The following is a 26,623-nucleotide window of genomic DNA, read 5'->3' as shown; positions in this document are numbered from 1 at the left end:
CCCCTACGACAATGCGTCTATTTCTTCTGACATGGCTCTCCGCCTGTCTTGTGCTGCCCGCGGCAGTACAAGCGAAAGAGAACTCTGCAGCGCGCACTGCCGCTCCGGTCCATAAGGTCGCAGCCCGGCATGTCACCGCCGCTTCAGCTCCTAAGACCGCCGCTCGGCATGTAGCCGCCACTCCGGCTCGCAAGGCCGCGACTCGGCACGTTGCCGCCGTGGACCATACCCAGGCGGCTTCCGCGGCCCGCGCCAAGCGCGCAGCCCGGGCCACCAGTGCTATGCACCGCAAACAGGCCACCGCTCAGGCCGCCACCCGCAACGTCGGCGCCCAAGTCGCGACCCGTGCCATGGACCTGGTCGGTACCCCCTATCGCTACGGCGGGACCAATCCGCAGAACGGCCTGGATTGCAGCGGCCTGGTGAACTACGTCTACCGTGACGTGCACAACGTCAAGCTGCCGCGCACCTCCCGTGAGCTGTCCCAGCTCAAGGGCCCCAAGGTCGCCCGTGGCGACCTCAAGGCTGGTGACCTGGTATTCTTCAAGACCGGTCAGCGCAGCGGCATCGATCACGTCGCCATCTACCTGGGCAACGATCGCTTCGTTCATGCCCCGCGCAGCGGCGAAAGCGTGCGGGTCGATCACCTGAGCAAGCCCTACTGGACCAAAAGGTTCGCGTCGGCCAAGCGTGTGTTGCAGCAGCCCACCCTGGCGGCGGAAACCAGCCCCGTCGCGGACAAGCCGCGTACCAAGCGTACCCGCAAGTCCTGATCCCTCCCCTCGCTCCGCCGGGCTGCTACCGCTCGGCGGAGTGTCGCTCCACTCGGCGCCGCCCGGCGCAAAGCCATTGAACGACGCTCCGCTTCCTGGATACTGTATGCAATCACAGTACAGGAGATCTCGATGGAGCTCGCCGACAAGCTGATCATTCTCGCCGATGCCGCCAAGTACGACGTGTCCTGCGCCAGCAGCGGTGCGCCCAAGCGCAGCTCGAAGGGCAAGGACGGCCTGGGCTCGACCGACGGCATGGGCATCTGTCACAGCTTCACCCCCGACGGGCGCTGCGTGGCGCTGCTCAAGGTGCTGCTGACCAACTTCTGCCAGTACGACTGCCAGTACTGCGTCAATCGCCGCAGCAGCAACGTCCCGCGGGCGCGCTTCACGCCCGAGGAAGTGGTGCAGCTGACCCTCGATTTCTATCGGCGCAACGTCATCAGCGGGCTGTTCCTCAGCTCCGGCATCATCCGCTCCTCCAACTACACCATGGAGCAGATGACCCGGGTGGCCCAGCTGCTGCGCGAACAGCACCAGTTCCGCGGCTACATCCATCTCAAGACCATTCCCGACGCCGATCCCGAGATCATTGCCCAGGCCGGTCTCTATGCCGATCGTTTGTCGGTGAACATCGAACTGCCCACCGAGAGCAGCCTGATCAAGCTGGCGCCGGAAAAGAACGGCAGCAGCATCCGCAAGACCATGGGCAACATCCGCCTGGGCCTGGAGGAAGCCGAGGCCGAAGCCAAGGCGCCGCGCTTCGCACCGGCCGGCCAGAGCACCCAGATGATCGTGGGCGCCGACGCCACCGACGACCGCACCATTCTCGATACCGCCCAGACACTCTATGGCGCCTATCGCTTGAAGCGCGTCTACTACTCGGCCTTCAGTCCGATTCCGGAAAGCCCGGGCACGGTGCCATTGCAACCGCCGCCCCTGCTGCGTGAGCACCGCCTGTACCAGGCCGACTTCCTCATGCGCGGCTACGGCTTCCAGGCGGAAGAGCTGCCCACCGAAGACGGCCAGCTACCGCTGGACGTTGATCCCAAGCTCGCCTGGGCGCTGCACAATCGCGCCATCTTCCCGCTGGATCTGAATCGCGCCGACCAGGCACTGATCGCCCGGGTACCCGGTATCGGTGTGCTCTCGGCCAAGCGCCTGGTGGAACTCAGACGCGAGCGGCGCATTCGCTACGCCGACCTGATCCGCCTGAAATGCAGCGTGGAGAAGGCGCGACCCTTCATCATCACCCAGGACTACCGGCCGCAGCCGCGCCTGGCCGAATCCCTCGACCTGCGTCGGCAGCTGGCCGAACCTCCCGCCCAGCTCGCCCTGCTCTAGATGCACAGGGTCGATTTCGACGGCACCTTCGCCGGCTGGCGCCAGGAGGCACGCCGGCTGCTTCAGGCCGGTATCGCGCCTGCTCTGGTGAGCTGGCATGAGAGCCGTGGCCTGGGCGACCTGTTCGACGAACCGGTTGAGGCGGTGGCGACGCCACCCAGTGGCGCCGTGCGCATCCCGCCGCAACTGGCCGAGGCCCTGACCTATGCCGCCTGCTTTCGCAGTGACGATCGCTGGGCACTGCTCTATCAGGTGCTCTGGCGGGTCGCCCAGGGCGAGCGCGCGGCCATGCTGGCCGGCGATGAAGACGGCAGCGAACTACAGCGTCGGGTCAAGGCGATCCGCCGCGAGATCCACCACGTACATGCCTTCCTCAGATTCCGCCCGCGTGCGGAAAGCGCCGGTCCGCCGGCCTGGGTGGCCTGGCACCAGCCGGCCCACGATGTCCTGGCCCTGGCGGCGCCGCATTTCTGCGACCGCATGGGCAACAGCAGCTGGCTGATCGCGACCCCGGAGGCCGCCGCGCTCTGGGATGGTCAGGCGCTGCAACTGGTGGAGCCCTGTCCCGCCGAGCTGCAGCAACTGGCCCGCCAGACCCCCGAAGACGATGACCGCAACGCCGGTGACGAACTCTGGCGCGCCTATTACCGCAGTACCTTCAATCCAGCACGGGCCAATCCGCGTACCTTGCGCGGAAACATGCCGGCGCGGTTCTGGAAGGATCTGCCGGAAGGGCCGCTGATTCCGGCACTGCTTAGCGAGGCCCGAGCCGGCGCCCAGCGCCTGGCCCAGGCCGAGGCCGTGGGTCGTCAGAGCGGTCGCGAGGTATTGATCGCCGCGGAACGCGCCCAGCCGGAGCGACCGCTGCCCACCACCCTCGACGAATGCCGCCGCTGCGAACTCTGGGAGAAGGCCACCCAGCCGGTGGCCGGCGAAGGCCCACGCACGGCGCGCATCCTGCTGCTGGGAGAACAGCCCGGCGACCAGGAAGACCTGGCGGGTCGCCCCTTCGTCGGGCCGGCCGGGCAGGTGCTGATGGCGGCACTGGCCGAGGCAGGTCTCGACCGCAGCGAGGTATTCCTCACCAATGCGGTCAAGCACTTCAAGTGGATTCCCCAGGGCCGGAGACGCAAGCACGTCACCCCAGGACCGGAAATCGCCCCCTGCCGCTACTGGCTGGAGCAGGAGCTGCGCGACATCCAGCCGACGGTAGTGGTGGCTCTGGGGTCGACGGCCCTGGAAGCCCTGCTCAAGCGCAAGCCACGGGGCCTCGCGCAATTCATGGGTCGGCCCCTGCGGCTGGACGAGCGCTGGATCATCGCCACCTATCATCCGTCCTACATCCTGCGCACCCCGGACGCAGGGCAGCAGGAGCAGGCACGCCAGGCGCTGGTCGCTGCCCTGCGCGAGGCCAGGACCCTGGCAGCCGACGGCGAGAGCTAGCGGAAGCGCCTGGGTGGGTCGTCGCCCATGTCCACCGAGAGATTGCGGGTGGTCTGATTGAGGTGATCGGCATCCGTCTCCGACCCCAGCTTGATCATCAGCCGCAGGTCGTTGGCGGAATCGGCGTGGGCCAGGGCCGCTTCGTAGCTGATCTCGCCGTCGCGATAGAGGCTGTAGAGCGACTGGTCGAAGGTCTGCATGCCCAGTTCGCCGGACTTCTTCATCAGCGTCTTGAGTTCGTGCACCTCGCCCTTGCGGATCAGGTCGGTGGCCAGCGGGGTGTTGAGCAGCACCTCGATCACCGCGCGGCGCCCCTGACCATCGATGGTCGGCACCAGCTGCTGGGCGACGATGCCCTTGAGGTTGAGCGACAGGTCCATCCAGGTCTGGCTGTGTCGATCGGCCGGAAAGAAGTGGATGATGCGATCCAGCGCCTGGTTGGCGTTGTTGGCGTGCAGGGTGGCCAGGCACAGGTGGCCGGTCTCGGCGAAGGCCAGGGCATGCTCCATGGTGTCCCGACTGCGGATCTCGCCGATCATGATCACGTCAGGCGCCTGGCGCAGGGTGTTCTTCAGCGCCACCTCGAAGGACTCGGTGTCGATCCCTACCTCGCGCTGGGTGACGATGCAGCCCTGGTGCTGGTGGATGTACTCGATGGGATCCTCGATGGAGATGATGTGCCCCGCCGAGTTCTTGTTGCGATGGCCGATCATGGCCGCCAGCGAGGTGGACTTGCCGGTGCCGGTGGCGCCAACGAAGATCACCAGGCCGCGCTTGGTCATGGCCAGCTTCTTGATGATCTCCGGCAGGCGCAGCTGCTCGACCGTGGGAATGTTGACCTCGATGCGGCGCAGTACCATGCCCACCAGATTGCGCTGGTAGAAGGCACTGACCCGGAAGCGACCGATGCCCCGGGCGCTGATGGCGAAGTTGCACTCGCGCTTCTGCTGGAATTCCTGCCGCTGCTCGTCGGTCATCACCCCCAGCACCAGGGCCCGGCACTGCTCGGGAGACAGCGAATCCTTGGTGACCGGCGTCATGCGCCCATTGATCTTCATCGAAGGGGGCACGCCGGTGGTGATGAAGAGGTCGGACGCCCCCTTGTCCACCATCAGCTGCAGGAACCTGTCGAAATCCATCAGAAGTTCTCCGGCGTCTTGGCCTTCTCGCGGGCCGCGTCGCGGCTGATCAGCCCCTTGGCCAGGAGCGCCTTGAGGCACATGTCCAGGGTCTGCATGCCCAGGCCGCCACCGGTCTGGATCGAGGAATACATCTGCGCCACCTTGTCCTCGCGGATCAGGTTACGGATGGCCGGGGTGCCGATCATGATCTCGTGAGCGGCTACCCGACCGCCGCCGACCTTCTTGAGCAGGGTCTGGGAGACCACCGCCTGCAGGGATTCGGACAACATGGAACGCACCATGGATTTCTCTTCCGCCGGAAAGACGTCCACCACCCGATCGATGGTCTTGGCCGCCGAGGTGGTGTGCAGGGTGCCGAACACCAGGTGCCCGGTCTCGGCCGCGGTCAGTGCCAGGCGGATGGTTTCCAGGTCGCGCAGCTCGCCCACCAGGATGATGTCCGGGTCCTCGCGCAGCGCCGAGCGCAGGGCTTCGGAAAAGCCCAGGGTGTCGCGATGCACCTCGCGCTGGTTGACCAGGCACTTCTTGGACTCGTGGACGAACTCGATGGGATCCTCGATGGTGAGGATGTGGTGGTACTTGGTGTTGTTGAGGTAGTCGAGCATGGCCGCGAGGGTGGTGGACTTGCCCGAACCGGTCGGTCCGGTCACCAGCACCAGCCCACGCGGCACGTCGGTGATCTTCTTGAACACCTCGCCCATGCCCAGCTCCTCCATGCTCAGCACCTTGGAAGGGATGGTCCGGAACACCGCGCCAGCGCCACGATTCTGATTGAAGGCGTTAACCCGGAAGCGCGCCACGCCCGGCACCTCGAAGGAGAAGTCGGTCTCCAGGAATTCCTCGAAGTCCTTGCGCTGCTTGTCGTTCATGATGTCGTAGATCAGCGCGTGCACCTGCTTGTGCTCGAAGGCCGGCAGGTTGATGCGGCGCACGTCGCCGTCGACGCGGATCATCGGCGGCAGGCCGGCGGACAGGTGCAGGTCGGAGGCGCCTTGCCGCGCGGAAAAGGCCAGCAATTCGGTGATATCCATGGGACTCCCAGATGTCGAGCAAGCAGGTAGAATGCCGCGCAGCACTGGCGGTCTGACCTGGTCACCGCCACTCCTTCATCCGGTACGCCAAGGCCTGCCGGGTGCGCCGACGCAAGCAGGGGCTGAATGTCCACGATAGCCGAGAATAGCGCAACCGTACTCGAACGCATCGCCGCCGCCAGCCGGACGGCAGGCCGCGATCCCGCGACCGTCGGCCTGCTGGCGGTGAGCAAGACCAAGCCCGCCGCGGCGCTGCGGGAGGCCGCTGGCGCCGGCCTGCGCGACTTCGGCGAGAACTATCTGCAGGAGGCGCTGGACAAGCAACTGGAGCTGGCCGACCTGCCACTGGTGTGGCATTTCATCGGTCCCATCCAGTCCAACAAGACCCGCGCCATCGCCAGCCACTTCGACTGGGTGCATTCGGTGGATCGCCTGAAGATCGCCCAGCGCCTCGCCGAACAGCGTCCACCCGAGCGCGGGCCACTGAACATCTGCCTGCAGGTCAACGTCAGCGGCGAAGCCAGCAAGTCCGGCTGCCACCCCGACGAACTCCCAGCGTTGGCCACCGCGGTGAGCCAGTTGCCTAACCTGCGTCTGCGTGGCCTGATGGCCATTCCCGAACCCACCGACGACCCTGCCAGCCAGCGCGCCGCCTTCGCCCGGCTGCGCACCCTGGGCGAGGCGCTGAACCTGGGCCTGGACACCCTGTCCATGGGCATGAGCCAGGATCTGGAAGCCGCCATCGCCGAGGGCGCCACCTGGGTCCGCATCGGTACCGCTCTCTTCGGCGCCCGCGACTATGGCGCCGCCGCCTCTTCAACCTAGGAAGTCTCGATGAACGATACCCGCATCGCCTTCATCGGTGCCGGCAACATGGCCGGTGCCATCATCGGCGGGCTGCTCGCCCAGGGCGTGCCGGCCCGGCAGCTCAGCGCCAGCAATCGCAACCCGGCCAAGCGCGAGGCGCTGGCCCGGGACCACGGCATCCGCGTCGAGGCCAGCAACAGCGCTGTGCTCGACAACGCCGACGTGGTGGTGCTGGGCGTGAAGCCCCAGGTAATGGGCGAGGTCTGCCAGGAACTGGCCCCTCACCTGCGTCCGGAGCAGCTGATCGTCTCGGTCGCGGCCGGCATCACCTGCGCCAGCCTGACGCGCTGGCTGGGCGAGCGGCCGCTGGTGCGCTGCATGCCCAACGTGCCCTCGCAGCTGCGCCTGGGTGCCAGCGGCCTGTTCGCCAACGAGCAGGTCAGCCCGGAGCAACGCGACCGTGCCCAGGAAATCCTCGCCGCGGTCGGCCTGGCCCTCTGGGTCGACGAAGAACAGCAACTGGACGCGGTCACCGCCGTTTCCGGCAGCGGTCCGGCCTATTTCTTCCTGCTGATGGAAGCCATGACCCAGGCCGGCACCAAGCTCGGCCTGCCGGCCGCGGTGGCCGAACAGCTGACCCTGCACACCGCCCGCGGCGCCGCCGCCATGGCCTGCCAGGGCGAGCGCAGCCCCGAACAATTGCGTCGCTCGGTGATGTCGCCCAAGGGCACCACCGAACGCGCCATCGAAACCTTCCAAGCCGGGGCCTTCGAGGACCTGGTGGAAGAAGCCCTCACCGCCGCGGCCGACCGGGCTGCGGAACTGGCCCAGTTGCCGGATCGATAAGGAGTATCCATGTCCGCTTTCGCCCAAGCTCTCGTCTACGTCATCCAGACCCTCGGCAGCCTCTATCTGCTGATCATCCTGCTGCGCTTCATCCTGCAGCTGGTCCGGGCCGACTTCTACAATCCGCTGTCGCAATTCACCGTGCGCGCCACCCAGCCGCTGCTCAAGCCCGTGCGGCGCATCATTCCCGGCTTCGGTGGCGTCGATCTGGCGGCCCTGGTACTGGCGATCCTGGTCCAGCTGGCGCTGATGATGGTCGTGGTGGTGCTGCTCGGCGCCAGCATCGGCGGCCTGTTCCCCGCCCTGCTGATCTGGGCCCTGCTGGGCGTGGCGTCGCTGTTCCTCAAGGTGTTCTTCTTTGCCCTGATCGTCAGCGTCATCCTCTCCTGGGTCGCGCCCCAGACCCACAACCCCGCCGCCGAGCTGGTCAACCAGATCTGCGAGCCACTGCTGGCGCCCTTCCGCCGTCTGCTGCCGAACCTGGGTGGGTTGGATCTGTCGCCGATCTTCGCCTTCATCGTGATCAACCTGCTGGATCGCTTCGTCATCGGCCAGCTGGCCGCGGCCACTGGCATGCCGCAGATCCTCGCTCCCTTCCTCTGACGTCAGAACAGCAGCACCACTCGCGCACCCGCCACGACCGCCTGCCGCGTCGTGGCGGAGACGGCATTGACGTCCCGCTGGACGCTGGGGCACCGTCCAGCCTTTGCTGTTCAGGTCAAGGAAGTCCCCTATGGAACGCCTGTTCCGCCACGTCGATGCCTATGCCACGTGGAAAGCCGAACTCGATACCCAATTGGGCCGCTACCGCGACTGGTTGCAGCGTAATCGTCTGGCCTCCCCTGCCCTGGACGCCGCCCTGGCCAACTGTCAGAACGAACTGCAAACCGATGGCATCACCCTGGCCTTCGCCGGTGAGTTCTCCCGCGGCAAGACCGAGCTGATCAACGCCCTCTTCTTCGCCGACTACGGCCAGCGCATGCTGCCGTCCCAGGCCGGGCGCACCACCATGTGCCCCACCGAGATCTTTTTCGACGCCCAGGCCGACGGCCCCTATCTGCAGCTGCTGCCCATCGACAGCCGTCTGGACGAGCGCAGCCTGGGCGCCTGGCGCCAGGCGCCCGAGGCCTGGCAGCGTTTCGCCCTGGATGACCGCCACCCGGACGCCATGGCCACCCTGCTGGCCAAGGTCACCGAGACGCGCGAGGTGGAAACCGCCACTGCCGTGCAGCTGGGTTTCGATCCAGAACAACTGGAGCAGATCGATGACGCCGGCCTGGTCAGCGTCCCGGCCTGGCGCCATGCCCTCATCAGCATCGATCATCCCTTGCTGCGCCAGGGCCTGCGCATCCTCGATACCCCCGGCCTCAACGCCCTGGGCGCCGAACCCGAGCTGACCCTGTCGCTGCTGCCCCATGCCCAGGCCGTGCTCTTTCTCATCGGTGCCGACACCGGGGTAACCGCATCGGACCTGGCGCTCTGGGAGCAGTGCGTCAAGCCCTCCCTGGGTGATGCGCCCGAGCGCCTGTTCGCGGTGATGAACAAGATCGACAGCCTCTGGGACGACCTCGGCGGCGTCGCCCATGTCGCCCAGTCCCTAGAAAACGTCCGCCAGGCCAGCGCCCGGCAACTGGCGCTGCCGGCCGATCACATCCTGCCGCTGTCGGCCAAGCAGGCACTGCTGGGCAAGGTCCGTGGCGACCTGGAACTGCTGGCGCGCAGCCAGCTGGACAGCCTCGAACAGCTGCTCGCCGAACGCATCGTCGGCGCCCGCGAGCGTCTCCTGCAGCAGCGCATCGTGCAGCAGGCCAGTGGTCTGCTGGGTGCCAGCCGGACGCTCATCGAGCAGCGGCTGGAAGCCATTCGTGCGCAGTATGCGCAACTGGCCGACGAAGAACTGCCCGGCGCCGGACTGGAATTGCAGACCGCCCGTACGCGCCAGGAGTACGACCTGTACCACCGCCGCCTGCTGGACCTGCGCACCACCCAGAACATGCTAGCCGGCCAGCGCAAGCTGCTGACCGACCTGGTCGCCACCGATCGCCTGGACGCCCATCTGGAAACCGCCCGCCGGGAATTCCGCAGCAGCCTGACCACCGTCGGCATCAACCAGTCCATCGCCCGCTTCTTTCGCGTGGTCGAGCATGACCTGCTGGCCCTGGACAACGAGGCGGACCGGGCCAACAAGGTGCTTGGCGCGGTCTACCAGCGGCACAATGCGGAGAACCCCCTGCATCCGCTGGAAGCGCCGCGGTTGCGCATCCGCCCCTATGTCCGCGAGTTGCGCCAGCTGCAACTCAAGACCGAGGAGGTGCAGCGCCAGGTCAAGACCCTGCTCACCGAGCAGAGCGCCCTGGCCCGTCGCTTCTTCGCCACCGTGGCCCAGGAGGTCCAGGCGCTGCAGGAAGGCGCCCATGCCCAGGTGCTGCGCTGGAACGACGGCGCCCTGACCCCGCTGGTCCAGCACACCCGCGAGCAGAAGCAGCTGCTGGAAACCAGCATGCTGGCGCTCAAGCAGCTGACCCAGCAGAACCTCAACAGCCAGGAGCAGGTGCGGCGGCTGCAGGTGCACGAGGACGTTCTGCATCGCCAGCTCAGCGAGGTCAGCGACATGCTCAAGCAGATCAGCCGGCCGGCGCCCTCCCAGCGCCACGACAACGTGGTCGCGCTGCCGCTGGCGCGGGTCGGCTAGCCCTGCCGGACACCCATGGCGCGGCCCTTGACCGCCGCGCCGTGCCTGCCCTTGCCGCTCCTGGCGACGCTCTTTAGACTGGCGAACCCCGCCCCGGACGAGCCGTCAATGCCCAGCGTCATTCCCGAAGATTCCGTCGGCCTGGTCACCCCCGAGCTGCTGCACTTCAGCGAGCCCCTGGCCCTGGCCTGTGGCCGCACCCTGCCGGCCTACGACCTGATGGTCGAGACCTATGGCGAGCTCAACGCCAGCCGCAGCAATGCCGTACTGATCTGCCACGCGCTCTCCGGTCACCATCACGCGGCCGGCTACCACAGCCTCGACGACCGCAAGCCCGGCTGGTGGGACAGCTGCATCGGCCCCGGCAAGCCCATCGACACCCGCAAGTTCTTCGTGGTCGCCCTCAACAACCTGGGCGGTTGCAACGGCTCCACCGGCCCGAGCAGCCCCAATCCCGAGACCGGCCGGGCCTACGGCGCGGACTTCCCGGTGCTCACCGTGGAGGACTGGGTTAACAGCCAGGCGCGGCTGGCCGATCGCCTGGGCATCGGGCAGTGGGCGGCGGTGATCGGCGGTAGCCTGGGCGGCATGCAGGCGCTGCAGTGGACCATCAGCTATCCCGAGCGCATCCGCCACTGCCTGGCCATCGCCTCGGCGTCCAAGCTGTCGGCGGAAAACATCGCCTTCAACGAGGTGGCGCGCCAGGCCATCCTCTCGGACCCGGACTTCCATGCGGGCCACTTCCAGGAAAAGGGCGTGATCCCCAAGCGCGGCCTGATGCTGGCACGCATGGTCGGCCACATCACCTACCTGTCCGACGAGGCCATGGGCGCGAAATTCGGTCGCGAACTCAAGACCGATCAGCTCAACTACGACTTCCACAGCGTCGAATTCCAGGTGGAGAGCTACCTGCGCTACCAGGGCGAGGAATTCTCCGGCCGCTTCGACGCCAACACCTACCTGCTGATGACCAAGGCGCTGGACTACTTCGATCCGGCCCACGCCCACGGCGGCGACCTGGCCAAGACCCTGGCCGGGGTGCAGGCGCGCTTCCTGATCGTCTCCTTCACCACCGACTGGCGCTTCTCGCCGGCGCGCTCCAAGGAAATCGTCAACGCCCTGATGGCCGCGCGCAAGGACGTCAGCTACCTGGAGGTCGACGCACCCCAGGGCCATGACGCCTTCCTCATTCCCATCCCGCGCTACCTGCAGGCCTTCTCCCACTACATGACCCGCATCGAGGTATAGCTGCCGTGCGCGCCGATCTGGACATCATTCAGGAATGGATCCCCGCTGGCAGCCGGGTCCTCGACCTCGGTTGCGGCACCGGCGAGTTGCTCGCCTGGCTGCGTGATCACAAGCAGGTCACTGGCTACGGCCTGGAGATCGACCCGGACAAGATCGCCGAATGCCTGCTCAAGGACGTCAACGTCATCGAGCAGGACCTCGACGGCGGCCTGGCCAACTTCGCCAGCGACAGCTTCGACGTGGTAGTGATGACCCAGTCGCTGCAGGCCATGCAGTACCCTGACCGCATCCTCCAGGAGATGCTCAGGGTCGGGCGCCAGTGCATCATCACCTTTCCCAATTTCGGCCACTGGCGTTGCCGGCTGTACCTGGGGGGCAAGGGGCGGATGCCGGTCTCGGACTTCCTGCCCTACACCTGGTACAACACGCCGAACATCCACTTCTGCACCTTCGAGGACTTCGAGCGCCTCTGCCGCGAACAGCGCGCCCGGGTACTGGATCGCCTCGCCGTGGACCGCCTGCATCGCCATGGCTGGGCCAGTCGCCTGTGGCCCAATCTGCTCGGCGAGATTGGCATCTACCGGGTCAGCGCCCCCCGCCTGCACGAGCATCACGTCGCCATATGACGTAAGGCATGGGTGGCGCGCCCAGCCTGGGCGTGGCTTCGCGTACAATACGCCGCCCTTCCCAACGTGACACGGTGCCCTCATGTCCGACCTTACCGAACTGGTCCTCGCCAGCCACAACGCCGGCAAGCTCAAGGAACTCCAGGCCATGCTCGGCGACCGGGTGCGGGTGCGCTCGGTGGGTGAGTTCAGTCAGGTGGAACCCGAGGAAACCGGCCTGTCCTTTGTCGAGAATGCCATCCTCAAGGCGCGCAACGCGGCGCGTCTGTCCGGCCTGCCGGCCCTGGCCGACGATTCGGGGCTGGCGGTCGACGCCCTCGGCGGCGCCCCCGGTATCTATTCCGCGCGCTACGCCGATGGTCAGGGCGACGCGGCCAACAACGCCAAGTTGCTCGACACCCTGCGTGACGTCCCCGACGCCGAGCGCACCGCCCAGTTCGTCTGCGTACTGGCCCTGGTGCGCCACGCCGATGACCCGCTGCCGATCCTCTGCGAAGGTCTCTGGCCTGGCCGTATCCTGCACGCGGCCCAGGGCGAACACGGCTTCGGCTACGACCCGCTGTTCCAGCCCGACGGCGAAGCGGTCTCCGCGGCCGAACTGGCCCCGGCGGAAAAGAACCAGCGCAGCCATCGCGCCCGCGCCATGGCCCAGCTCAAGCAACGGCTCCAGCTGTGACCGATACCTTCGCCCTGCCGCCACTGGCGCTCTACGTCCATATCCCCTGGTGCGTGCGCAAGTGTCCCTATTGCGACTTCAACTCCCATGCCGCTGGCCCGACGCTACCGGAAACGGAGTACGTCGACGCCCTGCTGGCGGATCTGGACAACGACCTGATCCACATCCATGGCCGGCCGCTGACCTCGATCTTCTTCGGGGGCGGCACACCCAGTCTGTTTTCCGCTGACGCCCTGGGCCGACTGCTAGAGGGCGTGGCCCGGCGGCTGGCCTTCGCGCCGGACATCGAGATCACCCTGGAGGCCAATCCCGGCACCTTCGAGCAGGCCAAGTTCGTCGCCTATCGTGGGCTGGGCATCAATCGGCTATCCATCGGCATCCAGAGTTTCCAGGACGCCAAGCTCAAGGCCCTGGGGCGCATCCATGGGCGCGACGAAGCCATCCGCGCCGCCGATCGGGCCCGCGCCGCCGGCTTCGACAATTTCAATCTGGATCTCATGCACGGCCTGCCGGAGCAGAGCGTCGCCGATGCCCTCGGCGACCTCGATCAGGCCATCGCCCTGGCGCCCACGCACCTGTCCTGGTACCAGCTGACCATGGAGCCCAATACGGTGTTCTGGAGCCAGCCGCCCGAGCTGCCCGAAGACGACACCCTCTGGGACATCCAGGAAGCCGGCCAGGCACGCCTAGCGGCCGCCGGCTACCAGCAGTACGAGACCTCCGCCTATGCCCAGCCCGGGCGCCAGGCGCGGCACAATCTCAACTATTGGGGCTTTGGCGACTTCCTCGGCATCGGCGCCGGTGCCCACGCCAAGCTCAGCGCGCCGGATGGCAGCCTGATGCGTACCTGGAAGACCCGTCTGCCCAAGGACTATCTCGATCCGGCCAGGGCTTTCCAGGCCGGTGCGAAGCGACTGGAGCCGGCCGACCTACCCTTCGATTTCATGATGAACGCCCTGCGCCTGGTGGATGGGGTACCCGCCGCCTGGTATCCGCAGCGGACCGGCCAGTCGCTGGACAGCCTGGCACCCGCGCTGGCGGCGGCGCGGCGGACCGGCCTGCTGGCGGAGGACGCGGAGCGTCTGCGTCCCACCGCCCGCGGCCAACTGTTCCTGAACGACCTCTTGCAATCCTTTCTACCTGACTGACGAGGAGCTCTGCCTTGGACTTCGTGCTCGACCATATCGCCGACCTCTCCCGCTGGAGCCGCAGCCACCTGGACGAGGTGGCCCTGGCGGTCACCGCCACCCTGCTGGTGCTGTTCGGCAGCCAGGTCAATGGCTTCATCCAGGCCCGCCTGGGCAGCCTGCCGACGGCCATCCGTGTCCCGGCCTTCGCCCTGGCGAGCCTGGCCCTCTATGGCGCTGCCATGACCTTCCTGACGCCCTGGGTGGTCAAGGGACTCGCGCAGTTCAACAACTACGCCCTGGCCCCGGTGCTGCTGATCGGCGTCTGCCTGCTGGGCGTGCTGGCCGAGCGCAGAGGCTAATAGAGCACCGGCGCATAGTCCGTGGCGCCAGCCAGCAGCAGCAGACTTTCCAGCGACTGTGGTCGGCCGAGCAGGAAGCCCTGAAAGGTATCCACGCCCAGGCTCTTGAGCAGTTCGAACTGCGCCTGGGTCTCCACGCCCTCGGCGACGATCTGCATGTTGAGCGCCCGGCACAGGCTGACGATACCGGCCAGCAATTGCCGCGAGCGCGCGTCACGATCCACCGACAGCAGGAAGCTACGGTCGATCTTGATGGTGTCGAACGATAGCCGGTGCAGATAGCTCAGCGACGAGTAACCGGTACCGAAGTCATCCATGGCCACGCGGAAGCCCTGGTCGCGCAGCCGGCCTAGGCGCCGTTCCGGCGTGCCGCGCTGCAGGAACACCGACTCGGTCACCTCCAGCTCCAGGGCCCGCGGCCGCACGCCAAACTCGGTGCAGGCGCGCTCCAGCACCAGGCCCAGCTCGTCATCCGCCACCTGACGTGCGGAGATGTTCACCGCCACCGGAATGTTCACCCCCGCCCGCTGCAAGTCACGGGCATAGGCAGCAGCACGCCGGATCGCCAGGCGGCCCAGGGAAGACGCCATGCCATTCTGCTCGGCCAGGGCAACGAAGACGCTGGGCAGCACCACCCCCACGCCGGGACACTCCCAGCGCGCCAGCAGCTCGGCACTGACCAGGCGCCGCTGGGCATCGAACTTGGGTTGCAGGACGAACTTGATTTCTTCCGCCTCGATGGCGGCATGCAGGTGGGCCAGCAGCGTGACCTTGCGCAACGCCTCGGCGGTGAATTCCGGATCGTAGAAGCGTGCCCGGCTCTTGCCGGCGCTCTTGGCCGCGTACATGGCGGCATCGGCATTGCTGAGCAGGGTCTCGGCGTTCTGCCCGTCCTCGGGGCTCAAGCTCAGGCCTATGCTGGCGGATACCCGGATATCGTGCTCGGTGATACGTTGCGGCCGGCCGACCACCTGCAACAGACGCTCGGCGATCTGGCGGGCCTGACTGCGACCGTCCACCGCGACGGCGGCGACGAATTCATCGCCACCCCAACGCGCCAGGAGTTCGCCCTCCCCCAGACTGTCCTGCAAAGAGGCGCCCAGGGTTTTGAGTAGCTCATCACCCGTCTCGTGGCCCAGGGAGTCGTTGACCTCCTTAAACCCATCCACGTCAATGAACAGCACGGCCAGGCTACGGTCCGGCGCCAGGCCGCGCAGGCAGTCTTCGAAACGGCGATAGAAACCGGAACGGTTGGGCAGCTGGGTCAGGCCATCGCTCAGCGCCAGACGCTCCAGCGCCTGCTCGGCACGCTTGCGCTCGGTGATGTCACGCAGGCTAGCGATGACATAGCCCTCGGCTCCGCCTTCGCCGGCGAAACGACTGAGACTGATCTCCATCGGCGTCGCACGCTTGGCCGAGACATGGAAACTGGCCTCGGACAGCGCATAGCCATGGCGCTCGAAGGCCTGGATGGCCGCCTCCGGCAGCTTGATGTAATGCGACAGGTACTGACCGGACACACTCTTGCCAGCGCTGAGCATCAGTCTGCACAGCGCCTCGTTGGCCTCGATGATCTGGCCACTTTCGCTCAGCACGGCCATGGCATCGCGGCACAGCGCGAAAGCCGAGGCCATCAGGTTCAGCGAGCGCTCGGTACGCTGGCGGGCGCTTCGCTCGACCTCTAGCTGGCGCAGGGCGTCCATTTCGGCCAGCGTGCCGTCCGACGGGCGGATCACCGCCCAAGCCCTGGCAGCTCGTGCTTATCGACTGACATCTCGCTTGTCCATGCACATTACGACAGGCTGGGCCCATCAAGGCAAAACGCCATCATGCCAAGAGCCTGTCGACGGCTCAACCACTGCTCATCAGCGACACGCGGTCAGTCGAGGCGTGCGAACTTCAAATCCCAGACACCGTGCCCCAGTCGTTCGCCACGACGTTCGAACTTGGTGATGGGTCTCTCCTCGGGTCGCGGCACGTAGCCCGAGGCGTCGCCAAGGTTACGGAAACCCGGGGCGGCGTTCATGATCTCGAGCATGTGTTCGGCATAGGCCTGCCAATCCGTGGCCATGTGCAGCACCCCGCCAATCTTGAGCTTCTGCCGCACCAGCTCGGCGAAGGCCGGCTGGACGATCCGACGCTTGTGATGGCGACTCTTGTGCCAGGGATCGGGAAAGAACAGCAGCACCCGGTCCAGACTGGCATCGGCCACACCCTGGCGCAGCACTTCCAGCGCATCGCAGCTGTAGACCCGCAGATTGGTCAGGCCCTGGGTCATGGCCCCGTTAAGCAGCGCACCGACGCCCGGACGATGCACCTCGACGCCGATGAAATCCTGCTCAGGTGCGGCGGCGGCCATTTTCAGGGTGGAATGGCCCATGCCGAAGCCGATCTCGAAGGTGCGCGGTGCCTGACGCCCGAACACCTGGTCGAAATCCTGGAGGCCGTCGGCCAGGTCCAGACCGAACCGCGGCCAACCTTGGTCAAGGCCACGTTGCTGGCCTTCGGTCATGCGGCCTGCGCGCATCACGAAGCTCTTGATGGTGCGCAGGGGGCGGTCGGGGGTCTGGTCGTCTTGATGATCGGTCATGGCATTATCGATAGTGAGAAAAAGAGACGCCCGGCAGGGGCCGGGCGCATGGAGGATAGCTCCAGGCCTTAGTTGACCAGGCCATCCAGCGGCGAGGACGCGGTCGCATAGAGCTTGCGCGGCATGCGCCCGGCCAGATAGGCCAGGCGGCCGGCGACGATGGCGTGCTTCATGGCTTCGGCCATCAGCACCGGCTCGCGGGCGTGGGCAATGGCGCTGTTCATCAGCACGGCTTCGCAACCCAGCTCCATGGCGATGGTGGCGTCGGAGGCGGTACCCACCCCGGCATCCACCAGCACCGGCACCTTGGCCTCTTCGAGGATGATGCGCAGGTTGTAGGGATTGCAGATGCCCAGACCCGAGCCGATCAGACCGGCCAGCGGCATGACGGCGATACAGCCGATGGCTTCCAGCTGGCGGGCGACGATGGGGTCGTCGCTGGTGTAGACCATGACGTCGAAGCCGTCGGCCACCAGGGTCTCGGCCGCCTTGAGGGTCTCGATGACATTGGGGAACAGGGTCTTCTGGTCGGCCAGGACTTCCAGCTTGACCAGGTTGTGGCCGTCGAGCAGCTCTCGGGCCAGGCGGCAGGTGCGCACCGCTTCCACCGCGTCGTAGCAGCCGGCGGTGTTGGGCAGGATGGTGTAGCGCTCGGGAGAGATCACGTCGAGCAGGTTGGGCTCGTCGGGATTCTGGCCGATGTTGGTGCGGCGCACCGCCACGGTGACGATCTCGGCACCGGAGGCCTCGATGGCCAGCCGGGTCTCTTCGAGATCACGGTACTTGCCGGTGCCGACCAGCAGGCGCGACTCATAGGTGCGCCCGGCCAGGGTCAAGGGAGTGTCTTTCATCTGGATTCCTCTTTCGCGGCTAGCCGCCGCCGATGGCGTGGACCACTTCCAGCCGGTCGCCATCCACCAGAGCGGTGGTGGCGTGCTGGCTGCGCGGCACGATGTCGAGGTTGCGCTCCACCGCTACCCGCCGTCCGGTCAAGTCGAGACGCACGAGCAGGTCGGCGACGGTGGCACCGTCCGGCAATTCAAGGGATTCGCCGTTCAACAGGATCTGCATGGCAAAGGCATCGTCGCGGGGTGAGCCGGCATTCTACGCCGGTCGGGCGTTCATTGCAGCGGCGCCGGGCTGGGAACGACGGCCTGCGCTCGGTTAGAGGCTACTCAGGCGCCAGGCCAGTATGGCCAGGCAGGCCCAGCCCGCGAGAAAGCACAACCCGCCAAAGGGGGTGATGATCCCCAGCCGCGAGATGCCGGTCAGCGTCAGCAGATACAGACTGCCGGAAAACAGCAGGATGCCGGCGATGAAGAAGCCACCCGCCCAGGTTACCAGCCGGCCCTGGAAGTGCAGCGACAACAGGGCGACGCCGAGTAGCGCCAGGGCATGGATGAGCTGGTAGAGCACGCCGGTCTGGAACACGGCCAGGTAGTCGGCGGACAGTCGCCCCTTGAGACCGTGGGCAGCGAAGGCTCCGAGCCCGACGCCGGTGAAGCCGGCCAGGGCGGCGAACAGCAGGAAGAGACGCAACATGGGTTTTACCGGGCGATGGAAGAGAAGCGCTGGTTATAATGGCCCGCTAACCGCCAAAGACCAAGCCGATGCTGCTCACCCTCCTCCGCCGTCTCCTGCGTATCGCCCTCTGGTTCGCCGTCCTCAGTACCGCCCTGGTGCTGGTCCTGCGCTGGGTGCCCCCACCGGGCAGCATGCTGATGGTCGAGCGCAAGGTCGACTCCTGGATCGACGGCAAGCCCATCGACCTGCAGCGCGACTGGCGCCCCTGGAAGGAGCTGCCGGACGATCTCAAGATGGCGGTGATCGCGGGTGAAGACCAGCACTTCGCCGAGCACTGGGGGTTCGACATGGCGGCGATCCGCCAGGCCTTCAGCCACAACGAGGCCGGCGGCTCCCTGCGCGGCGCCAGCACCATCAGCCAGCAGACCGCCAAGAATCTCTTTCTCTGGAGCGGGCGCAGCTACCTGCGCAAGGCCTTCGAAGCCTGGTTCACCGTGCTGCTGGAGACCTTCTGGTCCAAGCAGCGCATCCTCGAGGTCTATCTCAACAGCGTGGAATGGGACGATGGCGTCTTTGGCGCCGAGGCTGCGGCCCGCCACCATTTCGGCATAGGCGCGCCCTACCTGTCCGACCGCCAGGCCAGCTTGCTGGCCGCCGTGCTGCCCAATCCACGCGAATGGAGCCCGAGTCGTCCGAGCGCCTACGTCGCCGAACGCGCCGCCTGGATCCGCCAGCAGGAGCGCCAGCTGGGCGGCAGCGACTACCTGCGGCGGATGACCGGGCAGTAGCGCCAGGCGCCGCAGGGTGGAAGACGGCGCCGCCTTTTCCAGCGGGATACCTGGCCCCAGCGAGCTGCCTAGGTAACGCTGAAGCTCACGCCTGGAAAACGCTGAGCAGCTTTCCATCTACCTGCGTTTAATCGCGGCCATGGGCCGCTCCTACGGATTCACCAGCACCTGTAGGAGCGGCCCATGGCCGCGATCATGATGTAGCTGGTAACAGAGCTAGACGATCGCGCCCTCTCGAACCGGCGCAAGAAAAGTTGCGCGACTTTCCACCCTACCTGCGGTTTATCGCGGCCATGGGCCGCTCCTACAGCAGCGTGGGGCCGGCAAACTTGGCTGCTTCGACGAACCGCGATAGCCGCGACGGCTTTTCTCTCAGACATAAAAAAACCGCACCCTGAGGTGCGGTTCTTCGAGCAAGGCGCGGATCAGGCAGCGATGTTGCCCTTGAGCTTGTTCATCGCGTTCTTTTCCAGCTGGCGGATACGCTCCGCCGAAACGTTGTACTTGGCCGCCAACTCATGCAGCGTCGCCTTTTCCTCGGCCAGCCAGCGCTGGTAGAGGATGTCGCGGCTGCGATCGTCCAGGCGTTCCAGGGCCTCGTGCAGATTGGCCGTGGAGCTGTCGGTCCAGTCGGCTTCCTCCAACTGACGGGCCGGATCGTAACGGCTGTCTTCCAGATACTGGGCCGGCGACTGATAGGCCGCGTCGTCGTCGGCATCGCTAGCCGGATCGAAGGCCATGTCCTGACCGGTCAGGCGGCTTTCCATCTCGCGCACTTCCCGGGGTTCGACGCCCAGGGTTTCGGCCACGCGATGGACCTCGTCGTTGTTCAGCCAGGCCAGCCGCTTCTTCTGGCTGCGCAGGTTGAAGAACAGCTTGCGCTGCGCCTTGGTGGTGGCCACCTTGACGATGCGCCAGTTGCGCAGGATGAATTCATGGATTTCGGCCTTGATCCAATGCACGGCAAAGGACACCAGGCGTACACCCATTTCGGGATTGAAGCGTTTCACGGCCTTCATCAGGCCGACATTGCCTTCCTGGATCAGGTCGGCCTGAGCCAGCCCATAGCCAGAATAGCTCTTGGCGATATGCACCACGAAACGCAGATGCGCGAGCACCAACTGGCGGGCGGCCTCGACGTCTTCCTTGTAGAAGAGGCGCTCGGCCAGTTCACGCTCCCGCTCCGGAGTGAGCAGCGGAATGCTGTTCACCGAATGCACATAGGCTTCCAGGCTGGCGCCGGGAACCAATGTAGGAACAGGTTGCAACGAAGTGGTCATGCGAATCCTCCGATTCACTAAGCACTGGACAGTCTAACACTGATTTTTTGGACAGCGCCAGACTAGCCGAGGTTCCCTTAACCCCAGCTGAAGACCGCCCTGAAAGGCCTGTCTCATCAGGGGTTTAGACCGTTTCCGGAGATGTCGGAAACGGTCGTTCGTCAGCGTGGAGCGAGCTCGCGCAGATGGCGGGCGACGGCCAACCAGGCGCCTATGTAGCCGAGCAGCACGGCGCCGATCAGCAACTGTAGCCCGTCTTCGACGGCAACGCTGCCCAAGGCGAAATCGCTGCCATAGAGGCCGGCCAGATCCAGCACCGCGGCGTTGAGCCAATTGAGGCCAAACACCAGCAGCGCCCAGGCGGCGATGCCGGCGCCCAGGCCGAACAACGCGCCCATGTAGAGGAAGGGCCGGCGCACGTAGCCGTCGGTGCCACCCACCAGCTTGACCACCTCGATCTCGGTACGGCGATTCTCGATGGCCAGGCGGATGGTATTGCCGATCACCAACAACAGGGCGATCACCAGCACCACGGTCAGGCCGAAGACGAAGCGCTCGCCCAGCTTGAGGATGGCGGTGAGACGCTCGACCCACTGCATGTCCAGCTGTACCTGCTGCACGCCGTTCATTTCGGCCAGCTGACTGCGCAGCATGTCGAGGCGGCTCTTGTCGACTTCCTTGGGCGTCACCGCGATGACGCCAGGCAGCGGGTTCTGCGGCAATTCGCGCAGCGCCTCGCCAAGGCCGGCGTCCTGCTGCAATTCCTTCAAGGCATCGTCCGGACTGATCCAACGGGCCTCGGCCACATCGGGCAGGACCTTGATCTGACTCATCAGCACCTCGGCCTGGTCCTGACCGGTGCGCAGGTCGAGGAACACCGAGATCTGTGCCGCGCGCTGCCAGGAGCCACCCAGGCGCTCGACGTTCTTCAGCAGCAGCGACACGCCCATGGGCAGCGCCAGGGCGATGCCCATCACCAGGCAGGTGAGAAAGGTACCTATGGGCTGCTGCACCATGCGCCTGAGGCTGTCCCTCAGGCCGGTGCGGTGGGCTTCGAGGTAGGCGTGCAGCGGGCTGCGCCAGTCGCTCTTGGGTTTCTTCGGGGCCTGGCGCTGCGGACGCTGGGGCTTGCCGCCCTGCTCCTGGCCACGGGGCAGTTCAGTGGCGCTCATGGCTGGCTCTCCTCTTCGTCGCCGATCAGGCGGCCGCGCTGCAGGGTCAGCATGCGATGGTGCAGGCGGGCGATGAGGGCATGGTCGTGGCTGGCGATCAGTACCGTGGTGCCCAGGCTGTTGATGTCTTCGAAGACACCCATGATTTCCGAGGCCAGGCGCGGATCGAGGTTGCCGGTGGGTTCATCGGCGAGCAGCAGGGCCGGGCGATGCACCACGGCACGGGCGATGCCGACCCGTTGCTGCTGGCCGGTGGACAGCTCGGCCGGATAGTCGTCGAGCTTGTCCTTGAGGCTGACCCGCTCCAGGGCGGCGGCCACACGCTTGGCGATCTCGGGCTTGGACAGCCCAAGGATCTGCAGCGGCAGGGCGACGTTGTCGAACACGGTGCGGTCGTACAGCAGCTGGTGATTCTGGAAGACCACGCCGATCTGCCGCCGCAGGAAGGGAATCTGCGCATTGGTGATGCGCGAGATGTCCTGGCCGGCCAGGGTCAGCTTGCCACCGGTGGGGCGCTCCATGGCCAGGATCAGCCGCATCAGGGTGCTCTTGCCGGCGCCGGAGTGACCGGTGACGAAGAGGATCTCGCCGCGTTCGGCACGGAAGCTCAGCTCCTGCAGGCCGACGTGACCGTTGGGATAGCGCTTGGAGACGCGGTCGAACTGGATCATGAGACGCCACGCTCCGCGAACAGGGCCTGGACGAAGGGACGCGCCTCGAAGGGCCGCAGGTCGTCGATGCCTTCGCCGACGCCGACATAGCGGATCGGCAGGGCGCTCTGCTTGGCCAGGGCGAAGATCACCCCGCCCTTGGCGGTGCCGTCGAGCTTGGTCAGCGCCAGACCGGTCAGGGGGACCGCATTGTGGAACTGCTTGGCCTGGTTGAGGGCGTTCTGGCCGGTACCGGCATCCAGCACCAGCAAGGTCTCGTGGGGCGCTGCCTCATCCAGCTTGCTGATCACCCGGCGTACCTTGCGCAGCTCTTCCATGAGGTTGTCCTTGGTGTGCAGGCGGCCGGCGGTGTCGGCGATCAGCACATCGACGCCCCGGGCCTTGGCGGCTTGCACGGCGTCGAAGATCACCGAGGCGGAGTCGGCGCCGGTGTGCTGGGCGATCACCGGGATGCGGTTGCGCTCGCCCCAGACCTGCAGCTGCTCCACGGCAGCGGCGCGGAAGGTGTCGCCAGCGGCCAGCATGACCTTCTTGCCTTCGTTCTGCAGGCGCTTGGCCAGCTTGCCGATGGTGGTGGTCTTGCCGGCGCCGTTCACGCCGACCACCAGGATGACGTAGGGCTTGTGCGAGGTATCGATCACCAGCGGCTGCTCCACCGGCAGCAGCATCTCGGTAAGCTCCTGCTGCAGGGCCTGGTACAGCGCCTCGCTGTCGGCCAGCTGCTTGCGCGCCACCTTTTGCGTCAGGTTGCGCATGATGACGCCGGTGGCCTCGACGCCGACGTCGGCGGTCAGCAGACGCGTCTCCAGCTCTTCGAGCAGGTCGTCGTCGATAGCCTTCTTGCCAAGGAACAGGCTGGCCATGCCTTCGCCGAGGCTGGCACTGGTCTTGGACAAGCCCTGGCGCAGGCGGGCGAAGAAACCCAGCTTGGCCGGTTCGGCGGCTGCCGCGACCACGTGCGGAGCAGGCTCGGGCTCCGGCTCGGGTTCAGAAGCCACGACCGGTTCGGGAACCGGGGGCAACGGGGCAGCGGGCACGACTGGCGCAGATGCGGGCTCTGCGACGGGCTCCGGAACAACCGGAGGCAGCGGCGTGACGGGTGCAACTGGTGCAATTGGTGCAATTGGTGCCGGGGCGGGCTCGGCGACCGGCTCAGGCTCCACGAACGGCTCTAGTTCGACCGGCGGCACGATGGGATCGGCCACCAGGGGCTCGACCAGCGCCGTCAGGGCGACCGGCGACGGCGCCTCCTCTTCGGCCACCGGTACCGGTGACATCGAGGGAATCGCCTCAGGCGGCTCGGGCACTGGCTCCGGATGCTGCACCGGCTCGCTGGCCAGCGGCTCGGGCAAGCGCTCTTCCGGCGTGGCTACGGGCACTTCGGCAGGCGTTTCTACGGGTTCGGCGGTCTTCTTGCGGAACCAGCCGAACAGGCCTTTCTTCTCCGTGGGGGGAGACTTCTTGTCGTCGGATCCAAACATGCGGGGCTCTGTATCGAACGGACGATCAGGCTGCGGGAGCTCCGCCAGGCGGCGCTCGACCGTCAGGCATGGCCGTCGGGAAAAGGGATGCGTATCCTAGCAGCCTGCCGGGCGGAAGACCTCCCCGTCGGCGAAAAACGCGCGACCGTCCCCAGGACGCAGCCGCTTCGTCCCCTACCGCGCTACAAGGCCTGCTCTCGCAATGCCCGCCTCCCGCTCCCGTCGGACCACCCTGGTCGCCCTGCTCGGCCTGCTTCCTACCCTCGCCTTCGCGGCTGCCAGCCAGCAGCGCACCGAGGAGTTCACCCTCGACAATGGCCTGAAGCTGGTGGTCCGCGAAGATCATCGGGCACCGGTCGCCGTGGTGCAGCTCTGGTATCGCGTGGGTTCGAGCCTGGAGGCGCCCGGCGCGACCGGGCTCTCCCATGCCCTGGAACACCTGATGTTCAAGGGCAGCCGCAAGCTGGACGCGGGCGAAGCCTCGCACCTGCTGCGCGACCTGGGCGCCGAGGAAAACGCCTTCACCACCGACGACTACACCGTCTACTACCAGCTGCTTGCCCGCGACCGCCTGCCGGTCGCTCTGGAGCTGGAAGCCGATCGCATGGCTCATCTGCGCCTGGCGCCCGACGAGGTCACCCGGGAACTGGAAGTGATCAAGGAAGAACGCCGGCTGCGCACCGATGACCGCCCGGAGGCACTGTCCTTCGAGCGCTTCAAGGCGGCGGCCTACCCTGCCAGCGGCTATCGCAACCCCACCATCGGCTGGCCCCAGGACCTGCAGCGCCTGACCGTGGATGACCTCAGACGCTGGTACCACACCTGGTATGCGCCCAATAACGCCACCCTGGTGGTGGTGGGCGATGTCGAACCCGCGGCGATCCGCGCCGAGGTGCAACGCTGGTTCGGCGCCATCCCCCGCAGCAATCTGCCCGCACCCAGGCGTCCACTGGAACTGCCTGCGCCAGGTGAGCGCCGCCTGGCCTTGCAGGCCCGCGAGGTACCGAGCCTGCTGATGGGCTTCAACGTGCCCAGCCTGGCCACCGCCACCCAGCCGCGCGACGCCTATGCCCTGCAACTGCTTGCCGCCCTGCTCAGCGGCGGTTCGGGCGCACGTCTGCCCAGTCGCCTCGAACGGGGGCAAAAAGTGGCCAGCAGCGTGCGCGCCGCCTATGGCGCCTACACCCGCGGCGACAGTCTGTTCCTGCTCAGCGGCATGCCCAATACCCAGCGCGGCAAGACCCTCGAGCAGCTGGAAGCAGCCTTCTGGGACCAGTTGGACACCCTCAAGCGCGAACCACCCAGCGCCGAGGAGGTGGCACGGGTCCGTGCCCTGCTGGTGGCCGGGCTGGTCTATGGCCGCGACTCCATCACCGCCCAGGCCAGCAGCATCGGTCAGCTGGAAAGCGTCGGCCTCGGCTGGCGCCAGGGGGATCTGCTGCTCGATGAGCTGGGCAAGGTCACCCCCGATGACCTCCGCCGGGTGGCCCGCACCTACTTCACCCGCGAGCGCCTGACCCTGGGTCAGCTGCGTCCCGAACCCGCCGCGGAGGCCCGTCGATGAAACGCCTGCTCAGCCTTTCGCTGTGCCTGCTCGCGGGCTGCCAGGCCCCTTCGCCGGTGGGCGACCTGGCGCGCGCCTATCCCGCCGTGGATAGCCTGAAGACCCTCAAGGCGGCGCCGCCCCTGGGCCGCCAGCTGGATATCCAGCGCTGGCGTACCGCCGAGGGCGCCCAGGTGCTGTTCGTGCCGGCGCCGGAATTGCCGATGTTCGATGTGCGCCTGATCTTTGCCGCCGGCAGCAGCCGGGACGGCGCCAGCCCAGGCCTCGCCATGCTGACCAACGGCCTGCTCAACGAAGGCACCCCGGGACGCGATGCCGGCGCCATCGCCGATGGCTTCGAGCGCCTGGGCGCCGACTTCAGCAACGGCGCCTATCGCGACCAGGCCGTAGCCGGCCTGCGCACCCTTGCCGATCCCGCCCACAGCGAGCCGGCCCTGGCACTGCTCGCCGACGTGGTCGGCCGCCCGACCTTTCCTGCCGAGGCCATCCAGCGCATCCGCGACCAGCTGCTGACCCTGATCGCCACCAGTCGCCGTGAACCGGCGAGCCTTGCCGGCGAGGCCCTGCAGCAGCACCTCTATGGCAGCCACCCCTATGCCCACTCACCGCTCGGTACGGCAGCCAGCCTGGCACGCCTCGATGCCGCCAGCCTGCAGGCCTTCCATGGCCGGGCCTATGCCGCCGGCAATGCCGTGATCGCCATCACCGGCGATCTGGATCGCGCCCGGGCCGAACGGATCGCCGCCCAGCTGTCGCGTGCCCTGCCCCGCGGCCCCGCGCTGCCGCCGCTGCCCGCGCCGGTCCCCACCGTACCGGCACAAGTGGCGCTGGAGGTCCCGGCCCAGCAGACCCGCCTGCTGCTCGGCCAGCTCGGCATCACCCGCCGTGATCCCGACTACGCGGCCCTGTTCGTCGGCAACCAGATCCTTGGCGGCGGCGGTTTCGGCAGTCGCCTGATGACCGAATTGCGTGAACGCCGTGGCCTCACCTATGGCGTCAGCTCGGGCTTTACACCGATGCGCCAGCCGGGCCCCTTCACCATCGGCCTGCAGACCCGCGCCGAACTGGGCGATGCCACCCTGGCGCTGGTCCGCGACCTGCTGCGCGACTACCTGGCCCAGGGCCCGACCCAGGCCGAACTGGACCGCGCCAAGCGGCAGATCGAAGGCAGCTTTCCGCTGACCAATGCCAGCAACGGCGCCATCGTCGCCCAGCTGGGCAATATCGGCTTCTATGACTTGCCCAGCAGCTACCTGGACGACTTCCTCCAGCAGGTCCGCAGCCTAACGGTGGCCCAGGTGCATGCCGCCCTGCAGCGTCACCTGGATCCGGCCAACTTCGTGGTGGTCACCGCCGGCCCCCGGGTCGCCCAGCAACCGCTGCCGCCGCCTCGCCCCCTTCCCACCTTGCCGCCCAGCGGCGTTCCGGAGCACTAG

26 protein-coding genes are annotated in these 26,623 nt (G+C 66.8%); 15 read left to right on the top strand and 11 right to left on the bottom strand.

The features are described 5' to 3' along the window. Positions 1 to 218: 218 nt before the first annotated feature. The 3 genes from ACWPW1_RS04020 (at position 219) to ACWPW1_RS04010 (ending at position 3,560) form a co-directional block, all read left to right on the top strand. Complete coding sequence (locus tag ACWPW1_RS04020) at positions 219 to 773, top strand: C40 family peptidase (RefSeq protein ID WP_059313547.1); 555 nt, start codon at positions 219 to 221, stop codon at positions 771 to 773. A gap of 132 nt (positions 774 to 905) precedes the next feature. Beyond that, complete coding sequence (locus ACWPW1_RS04015; RefSeq protein ID WP_017640984.1) at positions 906 to 2,117, top strand: putative DNA modification/repair radical SAM protein; 1,212 nt, start codon at positions 906 to 908, stop codon at positions 2,115 to 2,117. Continuing rightward, the gene (locus ACWPW1_RS04010) at positions 2,118 to 3,560 is read left to right on the top strand and encodes a UdgX family uracil-DNA binding protein (RefSeq protein WP_454252413.1); all 1,443 of its coding nucleotides are present in this window, start codon (positions 2,118 to 2,120) and stop codon (positions 3,558 to 3,560) included. It abuts the gene before it with no gap. Here ACWPW1_RS04010 and ACWPW1_RS04005 read toward each other — a convergent pair. Both ACWPW1_RS04005 and pilT read right to left on the bottom strand, forming a co-directional pair. Next, a complete protein-coding gene (locus ACWPW1_RS04005) occupies positions 3,557 to 4,699 on the bottom strand; it encodes a PilT/PilU family type 4a pilus ATPase (RefSeq protein ID WP_454252412.1) in 1,143 nt (380 codons plus the stop codon). The two genes, ACWPW1_RS04010 and ACWPW1_RS04005, sit on opposite strands and share 4 nt — an antisense overlap. After that, the gene (gene pilT, locus ACWPW1_RS04000; protein ID WP_007161666.1) at positions 4,699 to 5,733 is read right to left on the bottom strand and encodes a type IV pilus twitching motility protein PilT; all 1,035 of its coding nucleotides are present in this window, start codon (positions 5,731 to 5,733) and stop codon (positions 4,699 to 4,701) included. Before pilT ends, ACWPW1_RS04005 begins: the two co-directional genes overlap by 1 nt. A 126-nt stretch (positions 5,734 to 5,859) precedes the next feature. Between pilT and ACWPW1_RS03995 the strand changes: the two genes are divergently transcribed. The 9 genes from ACWPW1_RS03995 (at position 5,860) to ACWPW1_RS03955 (ending at position 14,117) form a co-directional block, all read left to right on the top strand. Beyond that, positions 5,860 to 6,558 (top strand): YggS family pyridoxal phosphate-dependent enzyme, encoded by a 699-nt coding sequence (locus ACWPW1_RS03995; RefSeq protein WP_313648456.1) that lies wholly within the window; start codon positions 5,860 to 5,862, stop codon positions 6,556 to 6,558. 9 nt (positions 6,559 to 6,567) lie between these two features. After that, positions 6,568 to 7,386 (top strand): pyrroline-5-carboxylate reductase, encoded by an 819-nt coding sequence (gene proC / locus ACWPW1_RS03990; protein ID WP_271653867.1) that lies wholly within the window; start codon positions 6,568 to 6,570, stop codon positions 7,384 to 7,386. Between the two features lie 9 nt (positions 7,387 to 7,395). Next, the gene (locus tag ACWPW1_RS03985) at positions 7,396 to 7,989 is read left to right on the top strand and encodes a YggT family protein (protein ID WP_059313542.1); all 594 of its coding nucleotides are present in this window, start codon (positions 7,396 to 7,398) and stop codon (positions 7,987 to 7,989) included. A 130-nt stretch (positions 7,990 to 8,119) separates the two neighbouring features. Then, positions 8,120 to 10,078: a dynamin family protein gene (locus ACWPW1_RS03980; RefSeq protein ID WP_454252411.1), complete on the top strand. Its 1,959-nt coding sequence runs from the start codon at positions 8,120 to 8,122 to the stop codon at positions 10,076 to 10,078. 108 nt (positions 10,079 to 10,186) lie between these two features. Further along, entirely contained in the window at positions 10,187 to 11,326 is a 1,140-nt protein-coding gene (gene metX, locus ACWPW1_RS03975) for a homoserine O-succinyltransferase MetX (RefSeq protein ID WP_059313540.1), read from the top strand. Positions 11,327 to 11,331: 5 nt separating this feature from the next. Further along, the gene (gene metW, locus ACWPW1_RS03970; protein ID WP_059313539.1) at positions 11,332 to 11,952 is read left to right on the top strand and encodes a methionine biosynthesis protein MetW; all 621 of its coding nucleotides are present in this window, start codon (positions 11,332 to 11,334) and stop codon (positions 11,950 to 11,952) included. 82 nt (positions 11,953 to 12,034) lie between these two features. Further along, positions 12,035 to 12,628, top strand: a complete 594-nt coding sequence (gene rdgB / locus ACWPW1_RS03965) for an RdgB/HAM1 family non-canonical purine NTP pyrophosphatase (RefSeq protein ID WP_017640993.1) — start codon at positions 12,035 to 12,037, stop codon at positions 12,626 to 12,628. Continuing rightward, positions 12,625 to 13,776, top strand: coding sequence for a radical SAM family heme chaperone HemW (gene hemW / locus ACWPW1_RS03960; RefSeq protein ID WP_454252410.1), 1,152 nt, complete (start codon positions 12,625 to 12,627; stop codon positions 13,774 to 13,776). Before rdgB ends, hemW begins: the two co-directional genes overlap by 4 nt. A gap of 14 nt (positions 13,777 to 13,790) precedes the next feature. Continuing rightward, positions 13,791 to 14,117 (top strand): DUF3392 family protein, encoded by a 327-nt coding sequence (locus ACWPW1_RS03955; protein ID WP_454252409.1) that lies wholly within the window; start codon positions 13,791 to 13,793, stop codon positions 14,115 to 14,117. On the opposite strand, the gene ACWPW1_RS03950 is transcribed toward ACWPW1_RS03955, so the two are convergent. The 5 genes from ACWPW1_RS03950 to ACWPW1_RS03930 form a co-directional block, all read right to left on the bottom strand. After that, positions 14,114 to 15,853, bottom strand: a complete 1,740-nt coding sequence (locus tag ACWPW1_RS03950; protein ID WP_454252408.1) for a putative bifunctional diguanylate cyclase/phosphodiesterase — start codon at positions 15,851 to 15,853, stop codon at positions 14,114 to 14,116. The two genes, ACWPW1_RS03955 and ACWPW1_RS03950, sit on opposite strands and share 4 nt — an antisense overlap. Positions 15,854 to 15,996: 143 nt before the next feature. Beyond that, positions 15,997 to 16,668 (bottom strand): tRNA (guanosine(46)-N7)-methyltransferase TrmB, encoded by a 672-nt coding sequence (gene trmB, locus ACWPW1_RS03945; RefSeq protein WP_454253896.1) that lies wholly within the window; start codon positions 16,666 to 16,668, stop codon positions 15,997 to 15,999. Positions 16,669 to 16,775: 107 nt separating this feature from the next. Continuing rightward, positions 16,776 to 17,558: a thiazole synthase gene (locus ACWPW1_RS03940; protein WP_454252407.1), complete on the bottom strand. Its 783-nt coding sequence runs from the start codon at positions 17,556 to 17,558 to the stop codon at positions 16,776 to 16,778. 19 nt (positions 17,559 to 17,577) lie between these two features. After that, positions 17,578 to 17,778, bottom strand: a complete 201-nt coding sequence (gene thiS, locus ACWPW1_RS03935) for a sulfur carrier protein ThiS (protein WP_017640999.1) — start codon at positions 17,776 to 17,778, stop codon at positions 17,578 to 17,580. A 93-nt stretch (positions 17,779 to 17,871) separates the two neighbouring features. After that, the gene (locus ACWPW1_RS03930) at positions 17,872 to 18,249 is read right to left on the bottom strand and encodes a DUF423 domain-containing protein (protein ID WP_454252406.1); all 378 of its coding nucleotides are present in this window, start codon (positions 18,247 to 18,249) and stop codon (positions 17,872 to 17,874) included. Positions 18,250 to 18,317: 68 nt separating this feature from the next. Here ACWPW1_RS03930 and mtgA point away from each other — a divergent pair, with 68 nt between their 5' ends. Continuing rightward, positions 18,318 to 19,019, top strand: a complete 702-nt coding sequence (gene mtgA, locus ACWPW1_RS03925) for a monofunctional biosynthetic peptidoglycan transglycosylase (protein ID WP_454252405.1) — start codon at positions 18,318 to 18,320, stop codon at positions 19,017 to 19,019. A 425-nt stretch (positions 19,020 to 19,444) separates the two neighbouring features. On the opposite strand, the gene rpoH is transcribed toward mtgA, so the two are convergent. The 4 genes from rpoH to ftsY form a co-directional block, all read right to left on the bottom strand. Continuing rightward, positions 19,445 to 20,299 carry an RNA polymerase sigma factor RpoH gene (gene rpoH, locus ACWPW1_RS03920; protein WP_026083834.1) on the bottom strand — a complete coding sequence of 285 codons (855 nt, stop codon included), beginning with the start codon at positions 20,297 to 20,299 and terminating at the stop codon, positions 19,445 to 19,447. Between the two features lie 161 nt (positions 20,300 to 20,460). Further along, positions 20,461 to 21,471, bottom strand: a complete 1,011-nt coding sequence (ftsX, locus tag ACWPW1_RS03915) for a permease-like cell division protein FtsX (protein WP_059313530.1) — start codon at positions 21,469 to 21,471, stop codon at positions 20,461 to 20,463. Further along, positions 21,468 to 22,142 (bottom strand): cell division ATP-binding protein FtsE, encoded by a 675-nt coding sequence (gene ftsE / locus ACWPW1_RS03910; RefSeq protein ID WP_007161647.1) that lies wholly within the window; start codon positions 22,140 to 22,142, stop codon positions 21,468 to 21,470. Before ftsE ends, ftsX begins: the two co-directional genes overlap by 4 nt. Then, positions 22,139 to 23,623 carry a signal recognition particle-docking protein FtsY gene (gene ftsY / locus ACWPW1_RS03905; RefSeq protein ID WP_454252404.1) on the bottom strand — a complete coding sequence of 495 codons (1,485 nt, stop codon included), beginning with the start codon at positions 23,621 to 23,623 and terminating at the stop codon, positions 22,139 to 22,141. The genes ftsE and ftsY overlap by 4 nt, the downstream gene beginning before the upstream one ends. Before the next feature lie 202 nt (positions 23,624 to 23,825). Between ftsY and ACWPW1_RS03900 the strand changes: the two genes are divergently transcribed. Beyond that, positions 23,826 to 25,187, top strand: coding sequence for a M16 family metallopeptidase (locus ACWPW1_RS03900; RefSeq protein ID WP_454252403.1), 1,362 nt, complete (start codon positions 23,826 to 23,828; stop codon positions 25,185 to 25,187). Beyond that, entirely contained in the window at positions 25,184 to 26,623 is a 1,440-nt protein-coding gene (locus ACWPW1_RS03895) for a M16 family metallopeptidase (protein ID WP_454252402.1), read from the top strand. The genes ACWPW1_RS03900 and ACWPW1_RS03895 overlap by 4 nt, the downstream gene beginning before the upstream one ends.

Source organism: Pseudomonas sp. Marseille-Q7302 (assembly GCF_965111925.1).
The sequence above is the reverse complement of the archived record's forward strand: the minus strand, read 5'-3'. Positions and strand labels throughout refer to the sequence as shown.